Source organism: Flammeovirga pacifica (assembly GCF_000807855.2).
Taxonomy (GTDB): domain Bacteria; phylum Bacteroidota; class Bacteroidia; order Cytophagales; family Flammeovirgaceae; genus Flammeovirga; species Flammeovirga pacifica.
Genome location: NZ_JRYR02000002.1, coordinates 894768 through 917848 on the forward strand (window position 1 = coordinate 894768; position 23081 = coordinate 917848).

The 23081-nt window shown below is 32.6% G+C and carries 23 protein-coding genes; 9 read left to right on the plus strand and 14 right to left on the minus strand.

The annotated features are described in order from the left end of the window. Positions 1-42 precede the first annotated feature (42 nt). A complete protein-coding gene (locus NH26_RS25320; protein ID WP_158022009.1) occupies positions 43-216 on the minus strand; it encodes an agmatine deiminase family protein in 174 nt (57 codons plus the stop codon). A 388-nt stretch (positions 217-604) separates the two neighbouring features. Between NH26_RS25320 and NH26_RS22570 the strand changes: the two genes are divergently transcribed. Then, complete coding sequence (locus NH26_RS22570; protein ID WP_044220542.1) at positions 605-886, plus strand: hypothetical protein; 282 nt, start codon at positions 605-607, stop codon at positions 884-886. A gap of 28 nt (positions 887-914) precedes the next feature. On the opposite strand, the gene NH26_RS22575 is transcribed toward NH26_RS22570, so the two are convergent. The 4 genes from NH26_RS22575 to NH26_RS25550 all read right to left on the minus strand — a co-directional run bounded on the left by NH26_RS22575 (position 915) and on the right by NH26_RS25550 (position 6483). Next, the gene (locus tag NH26_RS22575; protein WP_044220539.1) at positions 915-4139 is read right to left on the minus strand and encodes a response regulator; all 3225 of its coding nucleotides are present in this window, start codon (positions 4137-4139) and stop codon (positions 915-917) included. Position 4140: 1 nt separating this feature from the next. Next, positions 4141-4689: a heme NO-binding domain-containing protein gene (locus NH26_RS22580; protein ID WP_044220536.1), complete on the minus strand. Its 549-nt coding sequence runs from the start codon at positions 4687-4689 to the stop codon at positions 4141-4143. 107 nt (positions 4690-4796) lie between these two features. Next, complete coding sequence (locus NH26_RS22585; protein WP_158022010.1) at positions 4797-5774, minus strand: SGNH/GDSL hydrolase family protein; 978 nt, start codon at positions 5772-5774, stop codon at positions 4797-4799. Between the two features lie 49 nt (positions 5775-5823). Then, positions 5824-6483, minus strand: a complete 660-nt coding sequence (locus NH26_RS25550; RefSeq protein ID WP_044220529.1) for a hypothetical protein — start codon at positions 6481-6483, stop codon at positions 5824-5826. A gap of 302 nt (positions 6484-6785) precedes the next feature. Here NH26_RS25550 and NH26_RS22595 point away from each other — a divergent pair, with 302 nt between their 5' ends. Then, entirely contained in the window at positions 6786-7157 is a 372-nt protein-coding gene (locus NH26_RS22595; protein WP_044220526.1) for a hypothetical protein, read from the plus strand. An 81-nt stretch (positions 7158-7238) separates the two neighbouring features. On the opposite strand, the gene NH26_RS22600 is transcribed toward NH26_RS22595, so the two are convergent. The 6 genes from NH26_RS22600 to NH26_RS22625 form a co-directional block, all read right to left on the minus strand. Continuing rightward, entirely contained in the window at positions 7239-9221 is a 1983-nt protein-coding gene (locus NH26_RS22600) for a TonB-dependent receptor plug domain-containing protein (RefSeq protein ID WP_044220524.1), read from the minus strand. Then, a complete protein-coding gene (locus tag NH26_RS22605; RefSeq protein ID WP_044220521.1) occupies positions 9221-10108 on the minus strand; it encodes a FixH family protein in 888 nt (295 codons plus the stop codon). The genes NH26_RS22600 and NH26_RS22605 overlap by 1 nt, the downstream gene beginning before the upstream one ends. A 268-nt stretch (positions 10109-10376) precedes the next feature. Further along, positions 10377-10769, minus strand: a complete 393-nt coding sequence (locus NH26_RS22610; RefSeq protein WP_052431872.1) for a hypothetical protein — start codon at positions 10767-10769, stop codon at positions 10377-10379. Between the two features lie 70 nt (positions 10770-10839). Then, positions 10840-11754, minus strand: coding sequence for a GNAT family N-acetyltransferase (locus NH26_RS22615; RefSeq protein ID WP_044220519.1), 915 nt, complete (start codon positions 11752-11754; stop codon positions 10840-10842). Between the two features lie 12 nt (positions 11755-11766). Beyond that, the gene (locus NH26_RS22620; protein WP_044220516.1) at positions 11767-12150 is read right to left on the minus strand and encodes a DUF4870 domain-containing protein; all 384 of its coding nucleotides are present in this window, start codon (positions 12148-12150) and stop codon (positions 11767-11769) included. Between the two features lie 72 nt (positions 12151-12222). After that, positions 12223-13266, minus strand: coding sequence for a LacI family DNA-binding transcriptional regulator (locus tag NH26_RS22625; protein ID WP_044220513.1), 1044 nt, complete (start codon positions 13264-13266; stop codon positions 12223-12225). Positions 13267-13428: 162 nt separating this feature from the next. Here NH26_RS22625 and galK point away from each other — a divergent pair, with 162 nt between their 5' ends. The 5 genes from galK (at position 13429) to NH26_RS22650 (ending at position 19273) form a co-directional block, all read left to right on the plus strand. Beyond that, a complete protein-coding gene (galK, locus tag NH26_RS22630) occupies positions 13429-14589 on the plus strand; it encodes a galactokinase (RefSeq protein ID WP_044220509.1) in 1161 nt (386 codons plus the stop codon). A 173-nt stretch (positions 14590-14762) separates the two neighbouring features. Next, entirely contained in the window at positions 14763-15833 is a 1071-nt protein-coding gene (locus NH26_RS22635) for a UDP-glucose--hexose-1-phosphate uridylyltransferase (RefSeq protein ID WP_044220506.1), read from the plus strand. 183 nt (positions 15834-16016) lie between these two features. Beyond that, the gene (gene galE, locus NH26_RS22640) at positions 16017-17054 is read left to right on the plus strand and encodes a UDP-glucose 4-epimerase GalE (protein WP_044220504.1); all 1038 of its coding nucleotides are present in this window, start codon (positions 16017-16019) and stop codon (positions 17052-17054) included. 100 nt (positions 17055-17154) lie between these two features. Further along, positions 17155-18201 (plus strand): aldose epimerase family protein, encoded by a 1047-nt coding sequence (locus NH26_RS22645; protein ID WP_044220501.1) that lies wholly within the window; start codon positions 17155-17157, stop codon positions 18199-18201. A 259-nt stretch (positions 18202-18460) separates the two neighbouring features. Next, positions 18461-19273 carry an alpha/beta fold hydrolase gene (locus NH26_RS22650; protein ID WP_044220498.1) on the plus strand — a complete coding sequence of 271 codons (813 nt, stop codon included), beginning with the start codon at positions 18461-18463 and terminating at the stop codon, positions 19271-19273. A gap of 21 nt (positions 19274-19294) precedes the next feature. Here NH26_RS22650 and NH26_RS25895 read toward each other — a convergent pair whose 3' ends face one another. Continuing rightward, on the minus strand, positions 19295-19456 hold the full coding sequence (locus NH26_RS25895; protein ID WP_084812332.1) for a T9SS type A sorting domain-containing protein: 162 nt from the start codon (positions 19454-19456) through the stop codon (positions 19295-19297). Positions 19457-19459: 3 nt separating this feature from the next. Next, on the minus strand, positions 19460-19657 hold the full coding sequence (locus NH26_RS22655) for a hypothetical protein (RefSeq protein WP_044220495.1): 198 nt from the start codon (positions 19655-19657) through the stop codon (positions 19460-19462). Between NH26_RS22655 and NH26_RS22660 the strand changes: the two genes are divergently transcribed. Beyond that, positions 19658-19951, plus strand: coding sequence for a DUF3781 domain-containing protein (locus NH26_RS22660; protein WP_044220493.1), 294 nt, complete (start codon positions 19658-19660; stop codon positions 19949-19951). On the opposite strand, the gene NH26_RS22665 is transcribed toward NH26_RS22660, so the two are convergent. Further along, positions 19948-21405, minus strand: a complete 1458-nt coding sequence (locus NH26_RS22665) for a carbon starvation CstA family protein (RefSeq protein ID WP_044221060.1) — start codon at positions 21403-21405, stop codon at positions 19948-19950. The two genes, NH26_RS22660 and NH26_RS22665, sit on opposite strands and share 4 nt — an antisense overlap. Before the next feature lie 423 nt (positions 21406-21828). On the opposite strand from NH26_RS22665, the gene NH26_RS22670 reads away from it, so the two are divergent. Further along, the gene (locus NH26_RS22670) at positions 21829-23061 is read left to right on the plus strand and encodes a threonine/serine exporter family protein (RefSeq protein WP_158022011.1); all 1233 of its coding nucleotides are present in this window, start codon (positions 21829-21831) and stop codon (positions 23059-23061) included. The last annotated feature ends 20 nt before the right edge of the window (positions 23062-23081 follow it).

Below are 23081 nucleotides of genomic sequence, written 5' to 3' on the forward strand. Positions count from 1 at the left end.
AATGTTATTTCAATTCATAAATGGCAATTTGTTTGGCATGTATTATCCTGTCCAAGATATATAATTCATCAATCCACCTTCTTTTGCTATCTCATTCATTTCAATGGGTTCCATTTTCTTATCAGGATAGATACTTTGAATCACTTCAATAGCTTCTGCATCTCGATTTCCTTCGACCTCAAAAACAGGGAATATCACAACCAACTTAAGTGGCAATAAATTGAATGAAATATTTATCTATTTATTTTTACGTAATACAATTTTAATAAGGAAATTAAACTTATACTAAAATTCTAAAAAACGTGTTACCTCCTATTGAAAAAAATGAAATACTTTTTCAAGATTAAAAGTTGCAATATCATTTTCAAATAGAAAAATCAAACTAAATAAATTTGTTTAACAACTAACAAACCAAAACCTCAATTAATAACAAATGTAAAAACAACACTTAAGTTGTTAATATTTGTTCATGAGTTTATATAATTCATAATAAGATACTCATAATGAATGAATAAGGGATCTAAATTAACATTGTTTACAATCAAATCACTTGACTTAAATAGCTACATTTGTTAGTTTTATATCAAACATAAATGAAGTAATCATGGAATCAATTAGAAAATATTTTACGAATTGGATAATAGGCGTATTTCCTTTTGCTGCCTTATTCTATCATGTCTTCACTACTTGGCAAATTTATAAAGTTGAAGGCTTTGTAATTGGTTTATTTGCATTAGTTACACCAGTAATTAGTGATGCCATTTGGATTGTTGTAAGCATTTTAGATCAAGGTGTAAAACTATATCATTTCTTAGGTGTATTAGGTATAGTTTTCGGTTATATATGGTTTCAAAAAGGCAAAACCAAAAAAACAACAACGGCTTAATTATTAACCTGAGTTTTAAAAACTCAGGTTAAAGATATTTCATTATAAATTTTTGTAAATCTTCTTGCTCATAAGGTTTTGGTATGCAAGCATTCATACCGACACTAATATATTTCTGCACTAAATCTTCTTCTACATTTGCAGTAATTGCAATAATTGGTGTATTTAGTTTTAAGTCATTTCTAATAATTTTTGTAGCTTCAACGCCATCCATCACAGGCATTTGAATATCCATTAGGATGATATCAAAGTCCTCATCTTTGCATAAATCTGTAGCAATTAAACCATTTTCAGCTTCGAAAATATCCATTTCCCAATTTTCAAGTATACCTTTTAAAAGCAAGATATTGAAAGGGTTGTCCTCTACCATGAGTACTTTCATTCCTCTCCAATTGCCTTTTTTTAACTCCTTCCTTCTAACATCCTTATTTTGTTGATTCAGATGTTTTTTAATGACTTCCTCCAAGTCTTCTAGATCAAATGGTTTTGATACACAAGCATCTATCCCATTTGCCTTGTAAATCTTTTGATCTGCTTTAGAACTATTTGCCGTTAGTGCAATAATCGGTAGGCTTTGATTTAAATCTCCTCTTATAATTTTTGTAGCTTCAATACCATCCATCACAGGCATTTGGATATCCATTAATATTATATCATAATGTATATCCTTTACCATTTCGACTGCTTCTTCACCATGTTCAGCAGTCTCCACTTCTAAACCCCAGCCTTCTAAAATATTAACGACCAGCATTTTATTAAACATGTTATCTTCTACCACCAATACTTTCTTTCCTTTCCAAGAATCTGATGGGCGATGTAATTCTTTATCTTTAGGTTTCAAGAAAAAGACGTCCTGAATTACTTTTTTCAGTTGACCCACTTTAAAGGGTTTTGGAATACAACCATTCATTCCTACTTCTAAAAATTTCTCTTCATATTCTGAGGTTAAATGTGCTGAGAAAGCTATAATTGGAATATTTTTGTTGTATTTTTCTCTAATCACTTTAGTGGACTCTACGCCATCCATTACGGGCATTTGGATATCCATTAGAATTAAATCTAGTTTATCCCCTGAACTAATTATGTTAACTGCCTCTTTACCATTATCGGCTTTGATTACATTTAAACCCCATCTAGATAAGATATTAGTTACAAGAAGTTGATTGTATTCATTATCCTCCACTAAAAGAACACTCTTATCTTCCCAAGTAGAATGATCTACCCCGTGTTCGTCTTTTATTTCTTTTTGATCAAAGATCTTTGATAGTTCTATAAATAAGTCTTCTTGTTGAAATGGTTTAGTTACAGTTGTATCCATTCCAATTTCTTTATAATAATCTAAATCAGATTTCATTGCATTTGCCGTTAATGCAATAATTGGCGTTCCTATTTGTAACGTATTTCTAATATATTGAGTGGCTTCAATACCGTCCATTTCCGGCATTTGAATATCCATTAAGATTACATCGTATGATTTATTTCTTAGAACTTCTGTAGCAATCTTTCCATTATCACTTATGTCTACATTTAGGTTCCACTGCTTTAAAATGTTATCTGCTAAAAGTTGGTTAAACTGATTATCTTCTACCAATAAGACATTAAAATCAGACCAATCCACATCTTCTTGAGAAAGTATAAGGCTAGTATCATCATTAATGATACTGCACTTTTCAAAAGGTATACTTACGGTAAAAGTAGTTCCTACCCCCACTTCACTCTCCAGAGAAATTTCTCCACCCATCAATTCTATTAAACTTTTACTGATGGTTAAACCTAAGCCTGTTCCTCCAAATTTACGTGTAACAGAAGCATCTGCTTGTGAAAATCCTTCAAATATTTTATCGTGTTTCTCTTTAGGAATACCCTCTCCAGTATCAATTACTTTAAAAAGAACCTGCTGATTATTTTCGTTGGTCTTGTCTACATCTATTGATATATCTAAAGTTACTTCTCCGTAGTTTGTAAACTTTATAGCATTGCTAACTAAGTTGGTTAATATTTGATTTAAACGATAGGGATCTCCAATTAATGTAGGGTGTATATCTTCGTTCCATTTATGATTTAATAGAATATTTTTTTCTGTAGCTCTTATTTCTAATGATCTTACAAAAGATTTGATTCTATCTTTCAAATCAAATTCGATATGTTCAATTTCAAGTTTTTCAGATTCTATTTTAGAAATATCTAAAACATCATTTATGACCACAAGAAGATTTTCAGCAGATGTCTTGATAGCATGAATAAACTCAGATTGTTTCGGTAATAATGGTGTTTTTGTCAATAAATTAGATAACCCAATAATAGCATTCATTGGTGTTCTTAACTCATGAGAGGTATTTGCAATAAAACGTTCTTTCACTTTGGCAGTTTCAATGGCCTTTTCTCTCGCTTTTGACAACGCCTCTTCCATTTCTTTTCTTAATGAAATATCAACCCCAACAGACGAATATCCTAAGATTTTATTGTTATCATCTTTAATGGAGATTATTGTAGCGTATAACCAAATTATTTTACCTGATTTTGTATTTATACTAAACTCATAAATGTCTTTATCTTTTGATAAGTAGGCTTGCTGATGAAATTGTTCGGCAATATCATCATGAAGATCTTCTGTGATAAGTTCGAAAAACTCTTTTCCTAAAAGTTCTTCCTCCGTATAACCCGTAAGCTCAATTAAAGAAGGGTTGACATAGAGAAATCTACCGTCTAAATCTGTTCTTATTATAATCTCCGAGGCATTTTCTACTAGACCTCTATATAATAATTCCTTCTCCTCTACTTTTATCTTTTGTTGCTTTAATCTATCTGTTAGTTCTCTTAGTTCAGTTAGGTTAATTTCATTCATTTTCAATAACTGAACTGCATCAGGCGTAGGATCATTTAATGCAAAATCACTTAAAGCCAATTTATGGGTAACTAATTCATCGGTACTTTTCATCCAAGGAGAGCCTAAAAATAATATTTTCTTTTCGGCCTCTAATAGTACTACTTGCCCCCTTAAAACAATAGCCTTTTTTGCATTTTGAAATACAAATACTTTTGTAAGTTGTCCGATTAATTCATTATAATTAAACTTAATACTCCAAGGACGAACTAACTTTAATGTGTCATCAAAATCTTTTCCAACAATGTTAGGGAAAAGCTTATCAAAACTTTTCCCTACACTATCAAATTTTTTATCCTTATCCACTATAAAATAAAATGGATAAAGTAAATCAAAATCAATATTTGTATTTGCTATATTAATATCCATTTTACCAACTTACAGTAAATTCATCATGTGGAAGACCATCCACTCTACCTTGAACAAATTCTACTTCTACTTCTGTTTCGAACGCTTCACCAAGACCTAACATTAGGCCATAGACAAAGTCCGTTAATCCTTCTCTTACAGAAAAGTATTTTACCTTGATAGAATTAGAATTACCAGGAATTTCCTCCACATCAAATTCAGGAGGCTGGATATTAGGATAAAGCAACATTACACGACTATGAAAATTAGGTAGGTTAAAGAAAAAATCTTTCAAATTATTCCCCCCTGTATCCATAAGAGAGCCGTAATGTTTTTTAGCTGTAGTTAGCACCCAATACTTTCCAAATGCAATGAGCACATCTTTTAGTGGTAGACTCAATACTTCTGAAGCAGCAATAGCTAGATCAAACGTAATTTTATCATCATATATTTCATTTCCTGCAAAGAGCTCTATATCTACTCCACTTTTTTTAAGGATGGCATCCCAATTTTCTTGACCAAAATTTTCAGTTACCAATCCTTGGATTGCTTTATTAACAATACCGTACATTTCTATTTTACTTTAGTTTTATCAATTAACTTATAGAAATTACAATTAACTCGACAGTATTCAAATATTGACTTCAAAAATTTAATCAGAATCACGTTATCATACAATTACAATAATTGATGCTCTCGAATGTATTGCACTAATATGTCTGACATTGCTTGGTGCATATCTACATTAGGATGTGCTTCTTTAGCTAAATAGGGGAAATTAAGTCGATAAATTGACTTATCGTCTAATTCTTTAACGGCCTCGTCAACATAATCAATAAATGGAGAATCTTCCTTAACTACATCCATACATCCTAAAACACAAATAATAGGAGCTTGTGGATGTGCTTTTCTCAGCTGTTTTAGAAACGATGCATAAGATTGAATAAAATCTTCTTTTCGAAGTTGTTGTCTTCCTATCCAATGAATATACCTTTCATGAGCAGGATGCCCACTTAACCAATAATCGTTTTGCATTAAATTTACAACTACTAAATCTGTAGTATCTTGTTGAAAATCCCATACTGAAGTCGAATCTGTTGGATCTATCCTATTATATATTTGAGGCATAATGTAATCTCCCCAACTCATAGTAATGCCAATTCCACTCTTTGCAATTACATTTTGACTTGCTGATAAAGCTCTAGAAGTTAAAGAAGAAAATGCTTTGTAATTACTAGTATATAATGAGTTATCCGTACCCGTAGTATCAACATTTGCATACCCAACTGTAATTGAATTCCCGTAGTAAGTAATCTGCTTTTTCTTTTTATTGATCGGCAAGAAGTCTCCATTAAATTGGGATAATTCTATACTAGTGGTACCTCTTGAAAAATCGTTTAATCGATGTAATGTGATCTCAACTTCTCTCACCTCATTTTCTTCCCAAAGTGTATAAATACTATCTTGATTAACGACAAATTGATGTTTTGCTTCCTGATCTACAATAACTAGATATTCACTTTCTCCAACCGTATCACACATTTTTAATTGTAGAGATTTGGTTTTTACTTTAAAAGTGATTGATGATCCTGGCCAAAATAAGTCCAATGAATTCTGTTTAGATACATGTCTACCTTCAATTATAACCTTATCCATCCAATTCATATTTTTTGATGTACAACTTAGAGTAACGAATAAAAAAACATTAATTATCAAAAACGCTTTGTAATAGTATTTCAGCATCTTCTTTTGATGCTTCTGAGAAGATAAACTCTCCTTTTTGTAAGTTTTTAAATGTTTGTGTAAGATCTTCGAAATTAGCATTTGGAATGTATTTAGGTATTTTATGTATACGCTCATCTTTTTTATCAAATGGACAAGCTACTTTTGAAGTAAATAAATATGGGATAAGAATTTTTGAACAGCTAAACATGACCTTTTTTACCTCATGATCTTTAAAATACTGCTGAAGACGTTCATTAATATGCTCAAAAAAATTAATCGTATTGGCCAAACGTAAACGTGAACCTGCTTTTGACTTCCCTCTTGTTTTTAAATATTTAATCTGACTTTTCCCTTGCTTTTTCCTGACAGCATAAGTCGAAAAAGTTTTATGATCAATAATCTGATGATCTTTAACCATTCCCACCGATGCATTTTCTGTTTGAATCAAACAAATGACATAATCATAGTTTCTCACTTCAAGATTTTCATCTAATTGATAAGGTAATCTTAATTGATAGATCTCCTCATCCTCCAATGTGTAGGTAATAGTATGTGTTTCCTTATCATATTGATAGGAAAGATCACTTAATTTTGTGATTAGTGTTCTTATTTTAGATAATGGTATACTTCTCTGTATCATAATAAAAGATCAAAACACAAAAGTATAAAAAGATGAATAAGAAGTACTATCCTCTATGAAAAAGTCTAACTACTGTAGTATAGGCTTCCCTTTCTTCAAAATTAGTAATTAATTAAAATCCTTACATGCCATGTAACCCTAACTATTGTAATTTATCAATTAATAATATTGCACTTTAAGAAGATGTTACATTTTATTTCATGAAATTAACCGTTTTAAAAGGACATTTAATAAAATACTTACAAACATAGAATTATAATTATTTTAATAATGTTAATTATACGAACACCAACTATAAATATATGAAACACTACATTACTATATTATTAATAACATTCCTTATCCCTCTTAACATTTATGCAAATGATACCGAATGGTTCAACAAATATCTTATGATAATTGACGTTGAATTGGATGATAGACAAACCATTGATCTTCTAGAAGAATGGGTTGGTTTATATGAAGAGAATGAGACACTATATTTATACAATTTATCCACCGAGGAGTTTTTCTGTGCCTTTGAAAACGGAATCAGATCAGCGACTATTAAAGAAGTTACCAAAACTTCTGGGGTGGTAAATGTGAGGTTAATTGTGAATGAAAATGCATTAATTTACGTTACATTCAACCGAAAAAATGGGCAAGTAATCACATGTAAAGCAGATCATATATAACGTAAAGTATGAATAGAAACAAGTACCTAATAAAAGGCTGTAACCTATTAAATAATGGTTACAGCCTTTTTTATTTGTTCTTTAGAAACTATATCCTACTCCTACCTTAAAATTCCTCCCTATATTAGGAATGTTATTCCAAGCAAACGGATCGATATAATAAGTATCAAAAATATTTTCAGCTTTGGCTGATAAATTCAATATTCCTTTTCTTAGAGAAATACCATAATCTACGTTTAAATCGAAAAGATGATAAGCGGAAGTTTTTTGCTCTCCTAACACATCCGCAGGTGTGCTCATGCCATCGCAATATTTATAGTTTATTCCCACTTGTATCTTTTTGATATTGAATGCCACTCTTTGATCAATGGTAAGCGGACTCATATATGCTGGAGGTGAATGTAATGCATCAATAAACCCATTATCCATTCTAAAGTTAATTTGATAATAGAGCCAATTACTTATCTCTTTACCTAATAACATGCTTAAATGAGATGTATTGGCTTTTCCTACATTTTCGTACTTTTTCACTCCCAATGCACCTGGAGTACTTGCATCTAAATCTTCTTGAATAACACCTACTATGTAGTCATCCAAAAATACTTTACGGGCATTAAAAACGAATTTCCATCCCTCCTTTTCGTAACCTATATTGAAATTAAACTCGAATGCTTTTTCAGTATCAATATCTGGATTACCCACATAATCAAATCGATCTCGAGCATTAAATAGATAATACCCGTACATTTCTGAAGCTGTTGGGGCCCTATGTGTAAAACCTACTCCAAAATCAGAGGACCATGCATCATTTAACTGATAGTGAAAAGAAGAAGAAAAGTTACCGGTTAAATGACTTTTTGCACCATCTATATAGGAATTGAGAGTTTCAAATTGCTTACGAGCAAAATCACTCGTCAAATTGGTAGAATTATATTCCATCCTTAAACTATTGGTCCAAGTTAAGCGAGGGTCCAATTGCCATTGATCCAAAATAAAAGCAGAAGCATTGTAACGATGAATATCACCCCAAGTCATTAAATACATATCTTGGCCACCTATTGGTGAATACATTCGCATATCAGCAAAAAGCAAGTTAGAAAATCCTTCTACCCTTATTTCTTGATGATGCAAAGCTGTATTTCTATCTGCCTGGAACCAAGCCCCAAATGTGGTACTCTTTCCTGGCATATCCATATGCATGGCAACGTTCTCTCGCTTTGTATCATCCATGATATGTTCAATAGAATTGAAATATACTTTTGCTTGTAATAATTCAAAAGTCCTATCACTTACATGATTTTTATAACCGATATTACCCATATAGGCAGTAGCAGAACTCACATCCATTGGCAAAGCCGGATAACCAATATCTTTCCCTTCATCAAACATAAATAGACCTGTCAATTCATGTTGATGATTAGGTTTATAAACCGTTGTTAAAGTATGATTTTGTTTCTGAAACTGAGTAAATTCTACTTCTTGACCGTGCCCATCGGTATAAATTCCATGCTTTCGCAAGGCACCCGAATAACGAAAGCCAAATTTTTCTGAAGATTGCTCTACAAAAACATTCCCATCATATCCATTAGTGTTACTGCTATAATAACTTTGGATACCTGCAGAAGTCCCTTTATTAAGTGTCGGATATTTCATTTCCGCTTGTAAAGTCCCTCCTATTGATGTTCCATAACGTTGTGCTTCAGAAGATTTTGCTATTTTAAAGGTTGATAAATTGATGGGCTCAAGGTAAGATGTTGCTGGATCCATTTTATCGGTACAGGCATAAAAAACACGCATACCATCGACAGAAACTGTAATCTGACCATCAGTGTAACCATTGATAATCGGTTCCCAAGCAAAACCTCCTCTTTTAACTACATTTAGATCAGCTTGTTGACTCATTAATTGATCAATCGTTAACTGATAATCATTATTAGAAATCGTATCTGATTGTATCAATACTTCACCCAAATACATCGTTTTTAATGTATCCTGAGCCATAGAATTTATAGAAAAGGTACTACCCAAAAAGAGTAGTACCATGATTAAGAATACGTTTTGCATTAGAATTCTAAATAGAATGATAATCCGTCTTCCTCAATAAGTTGTTGTTCTCCGTCTTTTACGTTCAATTGTAATTGCCAATCTCCCTTCATAGAAAAATTCACTAGGCCAGTATAAACACCCTCTTTACTTGCCAAAGGATCTTCATTATTTGATGAACTATGACCCATAGATGGCATCCATGGTGTAACTTCAAAAGTAAGATCATTGTATGCTGTGTAAGTTTCAAACATATGTTCATTTGATGTTCTACCATGACTCATCATAGCAGGTGTTCTTCTAAAAGCAAGAATTTCGTAATCGTTATTACCAATATCAGGTGTTCCAGATAAAAAATTGTATCCTAATATTAAACGATCGTCAGAATCCGGAATTGGAGCCATTATGACTGTCTTATAATTTGCAGCTGGAGTTAAGAATTCAACCGCATTTACATCAATTGGCAGCACCCACATTGCTTCCATTTCATCATTTACATAATAAGATACGTGCATCGTCCATTCTCCCATTTCCGAGGAAGGCATTACAAAAAGAATTTGTCCTTTACCTGTAGTAGTATTCGACATTCCTACATCGAAACCTCTTAATGGAGTAGAGTGTTGATGAGCAGTTTCACCGTTCATCATCATTTGCATAACAGGCATAATTTTCCAAACTCCCCCGTCTGATAAACTTCCATTTTCGATATCAAATTGCACATTGTTTACTCCTTCGTAAAGCATTTCTGCAGTAGATTTCATTTGAAGTTCTACTCCATTATCATTCGTGATTTTTGCTATTGTATAAAGCTCTTCTTCTGGGATTGTAGAAGTAGAATCATTATTATCACACGAAAATAAAACAGCTGATACAAGAAGAGTATATAATAAAATTGAAAAATTTTTCATCTTAAAAAAATAAATATTTAGGCATAAAAGTATTGCCTAATGTGTATGATTAGGTTAGATGACACATCAAAAAGCTACCCCTAAAATGAGATTAACAAATAATGATATATCAAAAAAATAAATAAGGAAATTGACATGATCAAACACCAAATAAAATACTAATAATCAGCACTTAGAATAGGTATCAACTTTAGTTATAAGCCGTCAAAACTAAGGCATATTATTGCATAACATGTCTTGAATATCATATCAAAATAAGGAAATGAATCTAAGCGATGGGAGGTCGTAGTAGTCTATCAGCTTTATCTTTCGCTGTTAATTGGGGTGCTTTCTTTAGCACTCTTAATGAGGTCAGCAGAGGATTTTTCTGCGAAAAATGAGGAATCAAACACTCTTTTTCGGCATAGGATAATACTACTTCTTTTGTGGTAATAGTATTGGTTTCCTCCTGCTTTTGCGCTTCTTTTTTCATCTGTTTGTTGATGAAGCACTGTCCATGACAAGACATTTCAGGTTTGTCTTTATTGATACAAAAAACCTTCTCTATGAAATCTCTTTGAATTTCTAGGTCAATCTTAAGTAAAGACAAAGAAAATGCATTGAACAGAATAACTCCTGCACAGACAAGATGAAAAAGTTGATGTAGCTTAGCTGTCTTCAATACATTAAAGTGTTTAAAATTCTACACAAACTTACTACACTTCTATTTTAAATCAAATGTTTAAGTAATGTTATATTAAATGTAAATAGGATTTGATTTTATCAGTGAGCATTTGACGAAGTACAGGTATTGATTTTTTATCACTTCCAAAACTGCCATAAAATTGTGCTAACCCTTGAATATCACCTCCTTCAAAATCAAATATTAAATTAGAACTAGCATTCTTTTTAATTAAAAAATCAATCAGAAAAGCAGAAGCATTTAATTCTTTACCTTTTGGTGAGGATGCAGCAAAATAATAAATCAACCTGTTTCCCTGTTGCACCATTAAAACAGCACAAAGTACTTCATCTACCTCTTTGGCAATATATACTTGACCTATTCCTCTTGATTTAAATTCTTGATAAATCCTTTGTAATAAATCATATTGATGCTCCTCTATGCCATATATTTTTTGGGCAACATGTTTTTTAAATAGATGAATTAAAGTAGACAGGTCTTCGGTTTTTTCTATTGTTATATTGTTTGCTACTTTCAGTTTTCTCTTTAAGTTTTTAGAATAATTTTTAAATAATGTATCGTAATCAGAATTTAAAGAAAGGTGATGTGTAGTCTCCAAACTAATAATTTTAGAGGTATTAAAACTATTATTTACATTAAACTTATACAGTGAAATAAATTGTAAAGCTGTAAAAGATTGAAGTAACTTTTCTTTGACACCATCATAATTTTCATCTGTGATGACACCTAATTCATTAACAAAAGGGTTATTCAATATTTTGACTATTCCCAACTGTATTTTATACTGATAAGGAAGTATACCAATGATTTTCTTGTTATCATAGGCTATGTAAGCTCCCCATTTTTCATCAAAGAGATTTAAAAACCAAGATTGAGCATATAAAAAAGAATGGGCATGAATTCTTATGAACTCATCCCATTCTTTTTCATTTATAAGATTACTTTTCAGTCGTTTTATGATCATTAAAAAAATCTTCTATTTAATGAAATTAATTGTAAAAGGATACTTATATATTCCTCCATCATTAGATTTAATTGCACCCAAAATTGCACAAACAACAGTCATAATACCTAGTGCAATGATGAATGGAATACCGATAAGGAAAATACATAAAATACCAAAACCTATAGCATAGATATAAGTACTGATCATCCAATTCAAAATATTTTTACCTTGTTCATCTACTTGTGGACTTTCTTCTTTAGTAGTGGCCCACATAACAATTGGTAAAGCCACTCCAGCGAATGGCATAAGGTAACCTGCAAATTGAGATAAATGCATGAGCATGCAGAATTGATTTACATCCATGCCCCAAGGTCTTACTTCTGTGTTTTCCCATTCTGGGTTTTGAGTTTCCATTTATAATTAGATTGAGATTATTATATAATTTGTAATATACAAAATTGATCACTTAAAGTGAATTTTATTGTATTAAGTACTTTCTCTTTGAATGAGTTGAATAGGTAAAAATTTCTGAATAGACATTGGTATAAATACTTTCCCTTCATCCTTAGCTTTTTTCATGGCATCCATTCTGTCTTTTAGCAAATTAGCAGCCCAATATCCCATGTCTTTTGCCGGTTGTGCTATTGTGGTTAAACTTGGATAGAATAACTCGCCCATATCATCGCCAGAAATACCCATGACTGCTACTTCTTTAGGAATTTTGATTTCTCTTTTATGTAGCAATCTCATTAATTTAAATGCTATAGGATCGTTAAATGCTAATATTGCGTCAGGTCTATTTTTTAAAACCATCAGTTTATCTAATGCTGTTCCTACGCTCCTTCTTAAATCTGTTGCCGGTACAATTAAATCGGCAGACGTTGAACGTCCATGTCGTTCCATTGCCCTAACATATCCTTCTTGCCTTTGTTGAGAGATGAACATATCTACCGGACCAGTGATAAATGCTATTCTTTTGTACCCTTTATTGATAAGATGATTTGTTGCTTGATATCCTGCATCAAAATCATCAATGATTACCCTTGGAATTGGTAAAATAGAATCAGGAAGGTATCGATCAAAAATTACCACCGGAATTTCTTCTTCCATTGCTTTCTTCAAATGATCATCCTCTTTCGTATTCATCGATAAAGAAATCATGATACCATCTACCTGTCTGTCGATTAATAAATCTATACAATCACTTTCAGTAGTTACATTCTCATCGGAATGTAAAATGATCAAATCATAGCCTAAAGGTTTTAAAAATTCTTCAATACCCATAATCACTGTACCGAAAAAAGGAACCGTTATTTCTGGAATGATTACCCCTATTAAATATGATTTCTTACTTGCTAACCCCGCTGCAAGAACACTTTTCTTATATCCGATTTTCTCGGCAAGTTCTAATACTTTCCTCCTTGTGACCGGATTGATATCATCTGCATTACGTAATGCTCTTGAGACAGTTGATACAGATATATCTAATCTTCTTGCTATATCTTTAATGGTTGGCTTTCGACTTTTCATACTACAAATAGACAAAAAAATAACGTAAATAACAACCGAGAATTTACCGGTAACGTTTCCGGTAACGTTATTTTATTATTTTCGGAAATGTATATTTGTCATTTAAAAAAATTAACCACAGTTTTGAAACATCGAAATGAAACGTAAATTAATTTTTTAATCATGCAAACAACAGCAATAGTAGCTAAGTTCGAAGAACTATTCAAAAATGAACCTCTAATTTCAAGAGCTCCAGGTCGTGTTAACATTATCGGAGAGCATACTGACTACAATGATGGGTTCGTATTACCTGCCTCAGTTGATAAGGAAATGGTATTTGCAATCGCTTTAAACGGCACAAACTCTGTAAATGCATTTGCTTTAGACTTAAACGAGCAGGATTCTTTCAATTTAGATTCTATCGTTCCAACAGAAGGATGGATCAACTATATCAAAGGTGTTGTTGCAGAAACAGCTAAAAAAGGATTAAAACCACAAGGTTTTGATGTAGTATTTGCAGGCGATGTGCCACTAGGTGCAGGTATGTCTTCTTCAGCTGCATTAGAGTGTGGATTAGCTACAGGCTTAAACAAATTATTTAATGGAGATCTTTCTAAATTAGATATCGTTTTAGCTTCTCAAATGTCTGAGCATAATTACGCAGGTGTGAAGTGTGGTATTATGGACCAATTTGCTTCTACTTACGGACAAACTAATAAAGTAATCAAGTTAGACTGTCGTACTAAAGAGTATGAGTACCATACTTTAGACATCACAGGTCATAAACTTGTTTTATGTAACACAAATGTAACTCACTCATTAGCTTCTTCAGAGTACAATACTCGTAGAGAGCAATGTGAAGCAGGTGTTGAAGTAATCAAAAAGAAATATCCAGAGATCATCAACTTACGTGACGTATCTGTTGAAATGATCAAAGAATTCGAAGGTGAAATGGACCAAGTAATCTACAACAGATGTTCTTATGTTGTTGAAGAAAACGACCGTTTAGTAAAAGCTTGTGAATTCATGGACAAAGGTGATTTAGTGAACTTAGGTAAAATGATCTATGGTTCTCATGAAGGCCTTTCTAAGAAATATGAAGTGTCATGTCCTGAGTTAGACTTCCTAGTGGAGCAAACTTTAGAAGATGACAATGTGTTGGGTGCGCGTATGATGGGCGGCGGCTTCGGTGGCTGTACTATTAACTTGGTAAAAGAGGATGCAGTAGATGCATTTATCGACCGTATGACTAAAGCATACAAAGAAGGCATGGGTAAAGACATGTTAGCTTATGCTGTAGTAATCGGACCAGGTGCAAGAACTGAGGAAGCTGTAGAAGCATAATCAATTCTTATTAAAAGTGATTGTTTAATAGCATTTTTTAAATGGTTCTCGCCATTATTTTTTCAACTATATCAAGCTATCAAACAACAACTTAAACTAAATTTACAAACTGATTGGGGAGGTTATAATCTCCCCAATCAACTACAACAAAGACTTTTTAAAAGACCAGAAAGATGAAATTTAACTTTGAAGACCATCCGCATAGACGATACAATCCTTTAACAGGTGAATGGATTCAAGTATCTCCACATAGAGCGAAAAGACCTTGGCAAGGACAAGTAGAGAAGATTGAAGAAGAGAAGCGTCCGGAACATGATCCAAGCTGTTATTTGTGTGCTGGTAACACTCGTATTGGTGGAGAAGTTAACCCTCAATATACAGATACATTTTCTTTCCAAAATGACTTTGCTGCATTATTAGAAGAAATTCCTTCTGGAGAAGTTAACGATCATAATGGTCTCTTTAGAGCAAAAAGCGAAAGAGGTCTTTGTAAAGTAATTTGCTTCTCACCTCGTCATGATTTAACTATTCCTGAAATGGAAGTTGCGGGTATCCGTAAAGTAGTTGATCTATGGTGTAAAGAATATACAGAGTTAGGTAGCAGAGACTATATTAACTATGTACAAGTTTTTGAAAACAAAGGTAGTGTAATGGGTTGCTCAAACCCTCACCCCCACGGTCAGATTTGGGCACAGGAATCAGTTCCTTTAGAGCCAGCAAAAAAGACTGAAAATCAAAAAAATTATTTTGATGCCAATGGTAGAACTTTACTATCGGATTACATCAAACAAGAAATTGAGCAAGGTACTCGTGTCGTATATGAAAACGAACACTTTGTAGCCCTTGTACCTTATTGGGCGGTTTGGCCATTTGAGACCATGATCGTTCCTAAAAGAGCTGTATCAAGAATTACAGATCTTACAGATGAAGAAAAAGATGCTTATGCAGATGCTTACAAGCATTTAACTGTAAAGTATGATAATATATTTGAGGTTTCTTTCCCTTATTCTGCAGGTATACATCAAGCACCTACAGACGGAGAAGATCACCCAGAATGGCATTTACATATGTGTTTCTATCCTCCTTTACTTAGATCAGCTTCTGTGAAGAAGTTTATGGTAGGTTACGAAATGCTTGCGAATGCTCAAAGAGATATTACAGCAGAAACAGCAGCTGCAAGAATTAGAGAGCAATCTTTAGTTCATTACAAGCAGCGTGAGTTGGCTGAAGATAACAATCGTTAGTTAGTAGTTTAGTTGAGCAAATCATTGTTATTACTATGATTTGCTTTCTTTTTAAAGTTACAATGGACAGTGTAACTTTAATTTAAGGGAGTTGGATAAAGGACAGTTAATTTCATTTTCATACAGAAAAACAGATCCAGCTCCCTTTTTTATAAACAGACAACAACTTATCAAAAATAAATCATGAAAAAGAAAATTCTAGTTACGGGAGGTTTAGGATATATCGGTTCACATACCTCTGTAGAATTAATCAATAAAGGTTTTGAAGTAGTTATTGTAGATAACTTATCAAATTCAGAAAAAAGTGCTTTAGACGGTATAGAGAAAATCTCAGGTGTTCGTCCTACTTTTTATGAATTTGATCTTTTAGATGCAGATCAACTAGATCAATTGTTCAAAACAGAAAAATTAGATGGTATTATTCATTTTGCTGCTTCAAAAGCTGTTGGAGAATCAGTGGATAAACCTCGTTTATATTACAGAAATAACCTCCAAACTCTATTGAATCTTTTGGATGCAATGGTAGCATATGGAGTTGATAATATTGTTTTCTCTTCTTCTTGTACTGTTTATGGTCAACCTGATGTGTTACCTGTAACAGAAGAAACTCCTGTTCAGGCTGCTTTATCACCGTATGGTAATACAAAGCAGATTTGTGAGGAAATCTTAAGAGATACTGTTGCAGCAGATCCTAATGTTAAAGCGGTTGCTCTTAGATATTTCAATCCTGTTGGAGCTCATGCATCAGCAGAAATTGGAGAACTACCATTGGGTGTTCCTCAAAATTTAATGCCATTTATTACACAAACAGGAGTTGGTAAACGTGAAATGTTGAGTGTATTTGGTAATGATTATGACACTAAAGATGGTACATGTATTCGTGATTACATTCATGTAGTTGATTTGGCTCAGGCTCATATCGTTGCTCTTGATCGTATGATCGAAGGAAAACAAAAATCAGAATATGAATTCTTTAATGTAGGTACTGGTACAGGGTCTACTGTTCTTGAGGTAATCCAATCATTTGAGAAAACTTCAGGAGAGAAATTAAATTATAAACTTATTGAAAGAAGAGCTGGTGATATCGAAAAGATTTACGCAGATACTACTTTCAGTAATAAAGAATTAGGGTGGTCGTCAGAAAAAACATTAGATGATATGACATCTTCTGCTTGGCAATGGCAACTTCGCTTAAAAGAAAAAGAAGCACAGTCTGTTTAATTTGTATTAAATTTGACATTACAAAGAAGTAGATAATTAAGATCTACTTCTTTGTTGTTTATAAAAAAAAATAATTTTCTTACCATAAATGAAATGAAACATGGAAGCAACTCAAATTAAAAAACAATCGTGGGGAGAAATTGAAGGGAAGGAAGTTTTTCTTTATACACTAACTAACTCAGTAGGATCAGAACTACAAATCACTAACTATGGTGGTATTATTGTTAGCTTTAAAACTGCTGATAAAAATGGAAATTTAGGTGAGGTTCTTTTAGGTAAAGACACCTTAGATCAATATAAAGAAAACCCAAGTTACTTGAACGTAATTGCGGGTAGATATGCTAATCGTATTTGCAAAGGACAATTTAGTTTAGACGGTGTTGATTATCAATTAGCCGTAAACAACGGCCCTAACAGTTTACATGGTGGAGCTAAGGGTTTTGATACAAAAGTTTGGGATGTTGTTGAAGAGGGTGATCAATCTTTAAAAGTTGGTTACTTAAGTCCTGACGGCGAAGAAAATTACCCTGGTAATCTTACTGTAGAAGTAACTTATAGCTTGTCTGATGATAATGAAATCATTATTGAGTATGCTGCTCAAACAGACAAGAAAACTATCGTGAATTTAACTCAACATGCCTACTTTAACTTAAAAGGCGAAGGCTCTATTGAGGATCACGTATTGAAATTAAATTGCAATGCTTTCACTCCATACGACGAAACTTGTATTCCAACAGGTGAAATTAGAGATGTGAAAGGAACTCCATTCGATTTCTTATCTCCAAAAAGAATTGGGGATGAAATTGATTCAGATTACGAACAAACTCAATTTGGTATTGGCTACGACCATAACCTTGTCATTGATAAACCACTTGGTGAATTTGGACTTATTGGTGAGGCGTATGAAGCTACAACAGGTAGAGCAATGTTGGCATACACAACGGAACCTGGAGTACAATTCTATACTGGTAACTGGCTAGCAGACGACCTAGGTAGAAATGGGGAGAAACTAATTAAACGTCAAGGTTTCTGTTTCGAAGCACAGCATTATCCTGACTCTCCAAATAAACCTCAGTTCCCATCTACAGAACTGAATCCTGGTGAAAAATATACTCAAAAAACTGTTTATAAGTTTTTTACAAAATAAATTCTAAGGTAATCCTTAGTGATAAGCCAACTCATTCAATGGGTTGGCTTTTTTGTTTTTAGACATTTCATTTTTTTTGATGATGTCCACACACATTTATTTCTGCATACCATTCAAGAACTCCATAAGTCACCTCGTCTTTTTATAAATGTATAATCCATCAAACAATTCATAGAGAAAATAGTATTTCATTAAATGAATGAATATTCGTTTCTATAATGATGTAAAATGATTAGTTTTGTCGAAACATTCAATAATAATGAAACCACTCATCAAATTTCTTTCATACACCGCACCTAATGTTGTGGTGAAATTAGCTTATAATAAAATAATGCATCCTCAGGTTTTAAAGTTGAGACCTCATGAATTAGAGGTGATTGATCGTGCCGAAAAAGGAACGATTGATTATAAAGGTATGCAAGTTAAAACCTATAAATGGGGTAATGGAAAAGAGAAACTTTTGATGGTTCATGGTTGGGAAGGTCAGTCAGGTAATTTCTCTGATCTTATCAAAAAAATGGAAAAAGAGAATTTCACCCTTTACTCTTTTGATGCCATTTCACATGGTTTTTCGCCTAAAGGGCAAACTACCATGTTTGAATTTGCAGATTTGGTGCAAATCATGTTGGATAAATATAGAATTAATAAGATTATCACCCACTCTTTTGGAAGTGTTGGAACGACTTACTGTTTATCTAATCATATGTTTGAAATTGATAAGTATGTAATGATGACTACACCAGATCGTTTTATGGAACGTGTTGATGACGTTTCTGAAATGGTTGGTATGAGTGATAAAGTAAAACACAGATTGGTTCATCGTTTAGAACAAAAATTTCAAGTAAAAGCTGATGAACAAAATGTGAGTGATTATGTCCCTAAAATGAATGTCAAAAAGGGTATGATCTTCCAAGATATTAACGATAAGATTGTTCGTTTATCTCAATCAGAGGCTGTAGCTAAAGCATGGGGAGATAATTGTGAACTTGTAAAAATCGAAGGCACAGGGCACTTTAGAATTCTAAGAACGGATAGTGTTTTAGATCAAGTAATTGATTTCCTAAGAGATTAAACAAGGTGTTATCACAAACAATTATCGTTTAATTACCTTAATATTTTTACTTTGCCAATCATTTTCTAAATGAAAAACATATATACCTCTGGGTAATTCAGTGATATCGATCGACTGATTACCGGAGGGTAAATTTATTTTTTGATATAACCTTCCTTTGCTATCAAAAATAGAAACATCCATTGATTATTTTAATTCGATCATCACTACATCTATAGCTGGATTTGGATAATATCTAAGAAGAAAATCTGGAGACTTGGAGAGTGACGTTGGGTCATTTTGTCGTTCTGAAGATGGTGTCATAGTTATTGTTACATGGTCTGATACAACAACATCACCATAAATCACTTTTAAAGACAATACTAAAATTATTAACTTAAACATATGAACAAACAAATTGATATTGAGCACATCAAAGCTAATCTGCTAAAAAACATATGCTATACTGAATTAGTTTATGGAAGAATTAATAAGAAACTTGGTTTACAGCTTTCTAACAAAGTGATAGAGAAAATGCTCTACACTGTAATTGATAAAACGAGTATAGAGCATTTCGTAAAAAGAGGCAAAAATATTTATATACATAATGAAGAGGATAATATTCGAATTACAATCAATATTTATACACTCAGAGTGATAACAGTAGATGTATTATCCAAATCAAAACCTATCTATTAATCATTAGTGGTTTCCAACACTTGTTCTTGAATATTACTTGGGTTCACTTTCTTTACTTTTAGCATAAATATGATACAAGAAATTACTGCTGTTGTAATTCCTATCCCATAGGCAATATTTAATGGTAAACGCAAACCTATTGGAGCCATCATGATATAAGTAACCACTACTGCAGTCATAAAAGTTGCAGGGAAAATAACATACCAAGCATTACCATGTTTTTGTTGCATAAAAACAGCACAAGCCCATAAAACAATAGTAGCTAAAACTTGATTTGACCACCCAAAATATCTCCAAATAATTGAGAAGTCTATTGTGGTAAGGAAAACAGCGACAACAAAAAGCGGTGCTGTTACTATAAGTCGCTGAGAAAGTTTCTTCTGTGAATAATTAAATGCATCAGCAATAGTTAAACGAGCACTTCTAAAGGCTGTGTCTCCAGAGGTAATTGGAGCGGCAACCACACCAAAAATAGCTAATATGCCACCTACTCTACCTAACATCGTGTTACAAATTTCATTAACTACCCATGCGGCGTTATGACCTTCCATAGCCATTGTTTTACCCAACTCTTCTACACCGCCAAAAAAAGCCATAGATGCTGCAGCCCAAACTAATGCTACAATTCCTTCAGTAATCATTGCTCCAGCAAAGATAATTTTACCTTGTTTTTCATTCGTAATACACCTTGCCATCATAGGAGACTGTGTAGAGTGGAAACCTGATATTGCACCACATGCTATCGTAATAAATAACAAGGGGAAAATAGGGTTATCATCACCGTCTAATCTCATATTGGTAAAAGTAGCTGTAGTTAATTCAGGAATTTGATAATCTCCAATTAAAAGGACCGAAAGAATACCAATGGCCATTATTAAAAGACACGAACCAAACAAAGGATATAATTTACCAATTAATTTATCTATAGGAATCATGGTAGCTAATACATAATAGATAAAAATAACAACTACTAAGATCTGCGTATCAATGTCTGTCAGTTGATGAATAATTGTAGCTGGGCCTTTCACAAAAACAACACCTACTAAAATTAGTAATAATACCGAGAAGATAGTCATGAAGATATGTACTTTATTCCCTAAATATTTACTAACAATTTCTGAGATACTTGCACCACCCATTCTAATGGAAAGCATACCCGAAAAATAATCATGAACAGCCCCTGCGAAAATAGAACCGAATACGATCCAAAGAAAAGCAGCAGGTCCCCATAAAGCACCAGCAATTGCACCGAATATTGGTCCAAGACCTGCAATATTTAAAAATTGAATCAGAAATGTCTTCCATAATTTCATCGGAACATAATCCATTCCATCTTCTTTTGCTATAGCAGGAGTAACGTTATTTGCATCTGCACCAAATTTTCTTTCTAGGAAAGAGGCGTAAAAAAAGTATCCTCCTATCAAAATGGCAATACAAATTATAAATGTAATCATGATTAAATATTTGTCAGTTTTTTTTGCTAATTCATTTCTATCAATCAATTAAGCAAAAGCTATTCTAATTTCTAAAATAAAGAGATGAGAATATGAAATTTGTACTCTTTATCAATAAAAAACATAGATATATAAAGAGAAGAATTATAAGTAAGATTAAATAGCCATGTTTTCAAGTTTACTTTCTTTTTATGTGTCACAAGTGCTCGTTTAATTTTTAGTGATAATTCTTTAAAACGTTTCTTAAAATTTGTCTTGCATATGACTATTTGTTTCAACTTAAACCTTAATTTTCATACTTCCGATTGTGTTTTTATACCATTCATTACATACAAATCAAACCCATCACTATTTTGGTAGTGAAAAACAGAATAATTCTTGTACTTTCGTAAAACTAAAACAAAATATAATTTTGATATACCCGTGAAAAACTTTGAAGAAAAATATAAATTAATAGTAAAAATAGGAAATGCATTACATAAATTTGGCTGTTCATCTTTAAGAGTAGAAACCTATATCCAAGATGTCGCCAAACACATTGGAGTGGAAGTAGCCTGTCAGGTGACCACAAATACCTTAAACTATCAGATTGAAGACCCTCAAACTAAAGAACGACAAGTGATCTTGCAGTACATCCCTTTAGGAAGCAATAATCTAGGGAAGTTAGCAGACCTTCATAAAAAAATTCGAGAGGCTTTCAAAGAAGGACATGATTATGAAACCATCACTCAGAATATTGATATGGTGATGAATAAGAAATTGATCTATAATGAGTTTTGTATCGCTTTAGCCTATACTGTTATCCCTCCTGCTTTTCTTGGTTTAATTGGAGCAAGTTGGATTACTTTTTCATTTAGTTTTTTGATGGGCTTCATTACCTATTTAATCACTAAAGGAGTGAAAAGATTTAATACTTCTAAGTATACCATAGAGTTTTATACTGCTTTTATGTGTGCTTTCATAGGGAGTGTCTGCAAATACTATATTCCTGAATTAGACCTTATTGAATTAAGTTTAGCCTCTATTATATTGTATGTACCGGGTCTAACCATTTCTATTGCATTAGAAGAAATTTCTTTCAATCAATTTAATTCAGGTTCTGGTTTTTTCTTTAACTCTGTCATGATATTCTTGAAACTCTTTATAGGTGTTTATCTTGGCATGTCTATCGGTACTTTCTTTTTTGACTTATCCCCTGATAGTTATATAAATGAGCTTCCAAAATGGATGCACTTTTTTGCACTTCCCATCCTATCTGCTGGATTAGGCGTGGTATTCAATACCAAGTTAAAAGATTTATTGATTGGATTATTCCTTGCAGTTATCGCTTTTTGGGGACCTATGATTTTCCAAGAAAATATTGGTTGGATATTCGGAACATTTATTAGTGCCTTTTTGATTACCTTTTTAAGTATCATTTTAAGTAAGTGGAAAAATGTTCCTCCATCGGTTTATTTATTACAGGGCATTGTTATTCTCGTTCCCGGAAGTAGGTTATTTATGGGTTTATCACATCAGTTTAACAACGATCCTATTATTGATAATCCTAGTATAGGCACTTCTGGTCTATTAATGTTCTGTGCTATTGTAGTAGGAATGTTGGTTGCATACAGTACATATTATCCTAATTTAGACAATAGAGATGAGGTGATATAATACCGTAAATATTATAACGT

Excerpts from the sequence above, each read along its gene's own strand:
- NH26_RS22570 (WP_044220542.1), top strand. The coding sequence starts at position 605 with ATGGAATCAATTAGAAAATATTTTACGAATTGGATAATAGGCGTATTT.
- NH26_RS22575 (WP_044220539.1), bottom strand. The coding sequence starts at position 4,139 with ATGGATATTAATATAGCAAATACAAATATTGATTTTGATTTACTTTAT.
- NH26_RS22580 (WP_044220536.1), bottom strand. The coding sequence starts at position 4,689 with ATGTACGGTATTGTTAATAAAGCAATCCAAGGATTGGTAACTGAAAAT.
- NH26_RS22585 (WP_158022010.1), bottom strand. The coding sequence starts at position 5,774 with ATGGATAAGGTTATAATTGAAGGTAGACATGTATCTAAACAGAATTCA.
- NH26_RS25550 (WP_044220529.1), bottom strand. The coding sequence starts at position 6,483 with ATGATACAGAGAAGTATACCATTATCTAAAATAAGAACACTAATCACA.
- NH26_RS22595 (WP_044220526.1), top strand. The coding sequence starts at position 6,786 with ATGAAACACTACATTACTATATTATTAATAACATTCCTTATCCCTCTT.
- NH26_RS22600 (WP_044220524.1), bottom strand. The coding sequence starts at position 9,221 with ATGCAAAACGTATTCTTAATCATGGTACTACTCTTTTTGGGTAGTACC.
- NH26_RS22605 (WP_044220521.1), bottom strand. The coding sequence starts at position 10,108 with ATGAAAAATTTTTCAATTTTATTATATACTCTTCTTGTATCAGCTGTT.
- NH26_RS22615 (WP_044220519.1), bottom strand. The coding sequence starts at position 11,754 with ATGATCATAAAACGACTGAAAAGTAATCTTATAAATGAAAAAGAATGG.
- NH26_RS22620 (WP_044220516.1), bottom strand. The coding sequence starts at position 12,150 with ATGGAAACTCAAAACCCAGAATGGGAAAACACAGAAGTAAGACCTTGG.
- NH26_RS22625 (WP_044220513.1), bottom strand. The coding sequence starts at position 13,266 with ATGAAAAGTCGAAAGCCAACCATTAAAGATATAGCAAGAAGATTAGAT.
- galK (WP_044220509.1), top strand. The coding sequence starts at position 13,429 with ATGCAAACAACAGCAATAGTAGCTAAGTTCGAAGAACTATTCAAAAAT.
- NH26_RS22635 (WP_044220506.1), top strand. The coding sequence starts at position 14,763 with ATGAAATTTAACTTTGAAGACCATCCGCATAGACGATACAATCCTTTA.
- galE (WP_044220504.1), top strand. The coding sequence starts at position 16,017 with ATGAAAAAGAAAATTCTAGTTACGGGAGGTTTAGGATATATCGGTTCA.
- NH26_RS22645 (WP_044220501.1), top strand. The coding sequence starts at position 17,155 with ATGGAAGCAACTCAAATTAAAAAACAATCGTGGGGAGAAATTGAAGGG.
- NH26_RS22650 (WP_044220498.1), top strand. The coding sequence starts at position 18,461 with ATGAAACCACTCATCAAATTTCTTTCATACACCGCACCTAATGTTGTG.
- NH26_RS25895 (WP_084812332.1), bottom strand. The coding sequence starts at position 19,456 with ATGGATGTTTCTATTTTTGATAGCAAAGGAAGGTTATATCAAAAAATA.
- NH26_RS22655 (WP_044220495.1), bottom strand. The coding sequence starts at position 19,657 with ATGTTTAAGTTAATAATTTTAGTATTGTCTTTAAAAGTGATTTATGGT.
- NH26_RS22660 (WP_044220493.1), top strand. The coding sequence starts at position 19,658 with ATGAACAAACAAATTGATATTGAGCACATCAAAGCTAATCTGCTAAAA.
- NH26_RS22665 (WP_044221060.1), bottom strand. The coding sequence starts at position 21,405 with ATGATTACATTTATAATTTGTATTGCCATTTTGATAGGAGGATACTTT.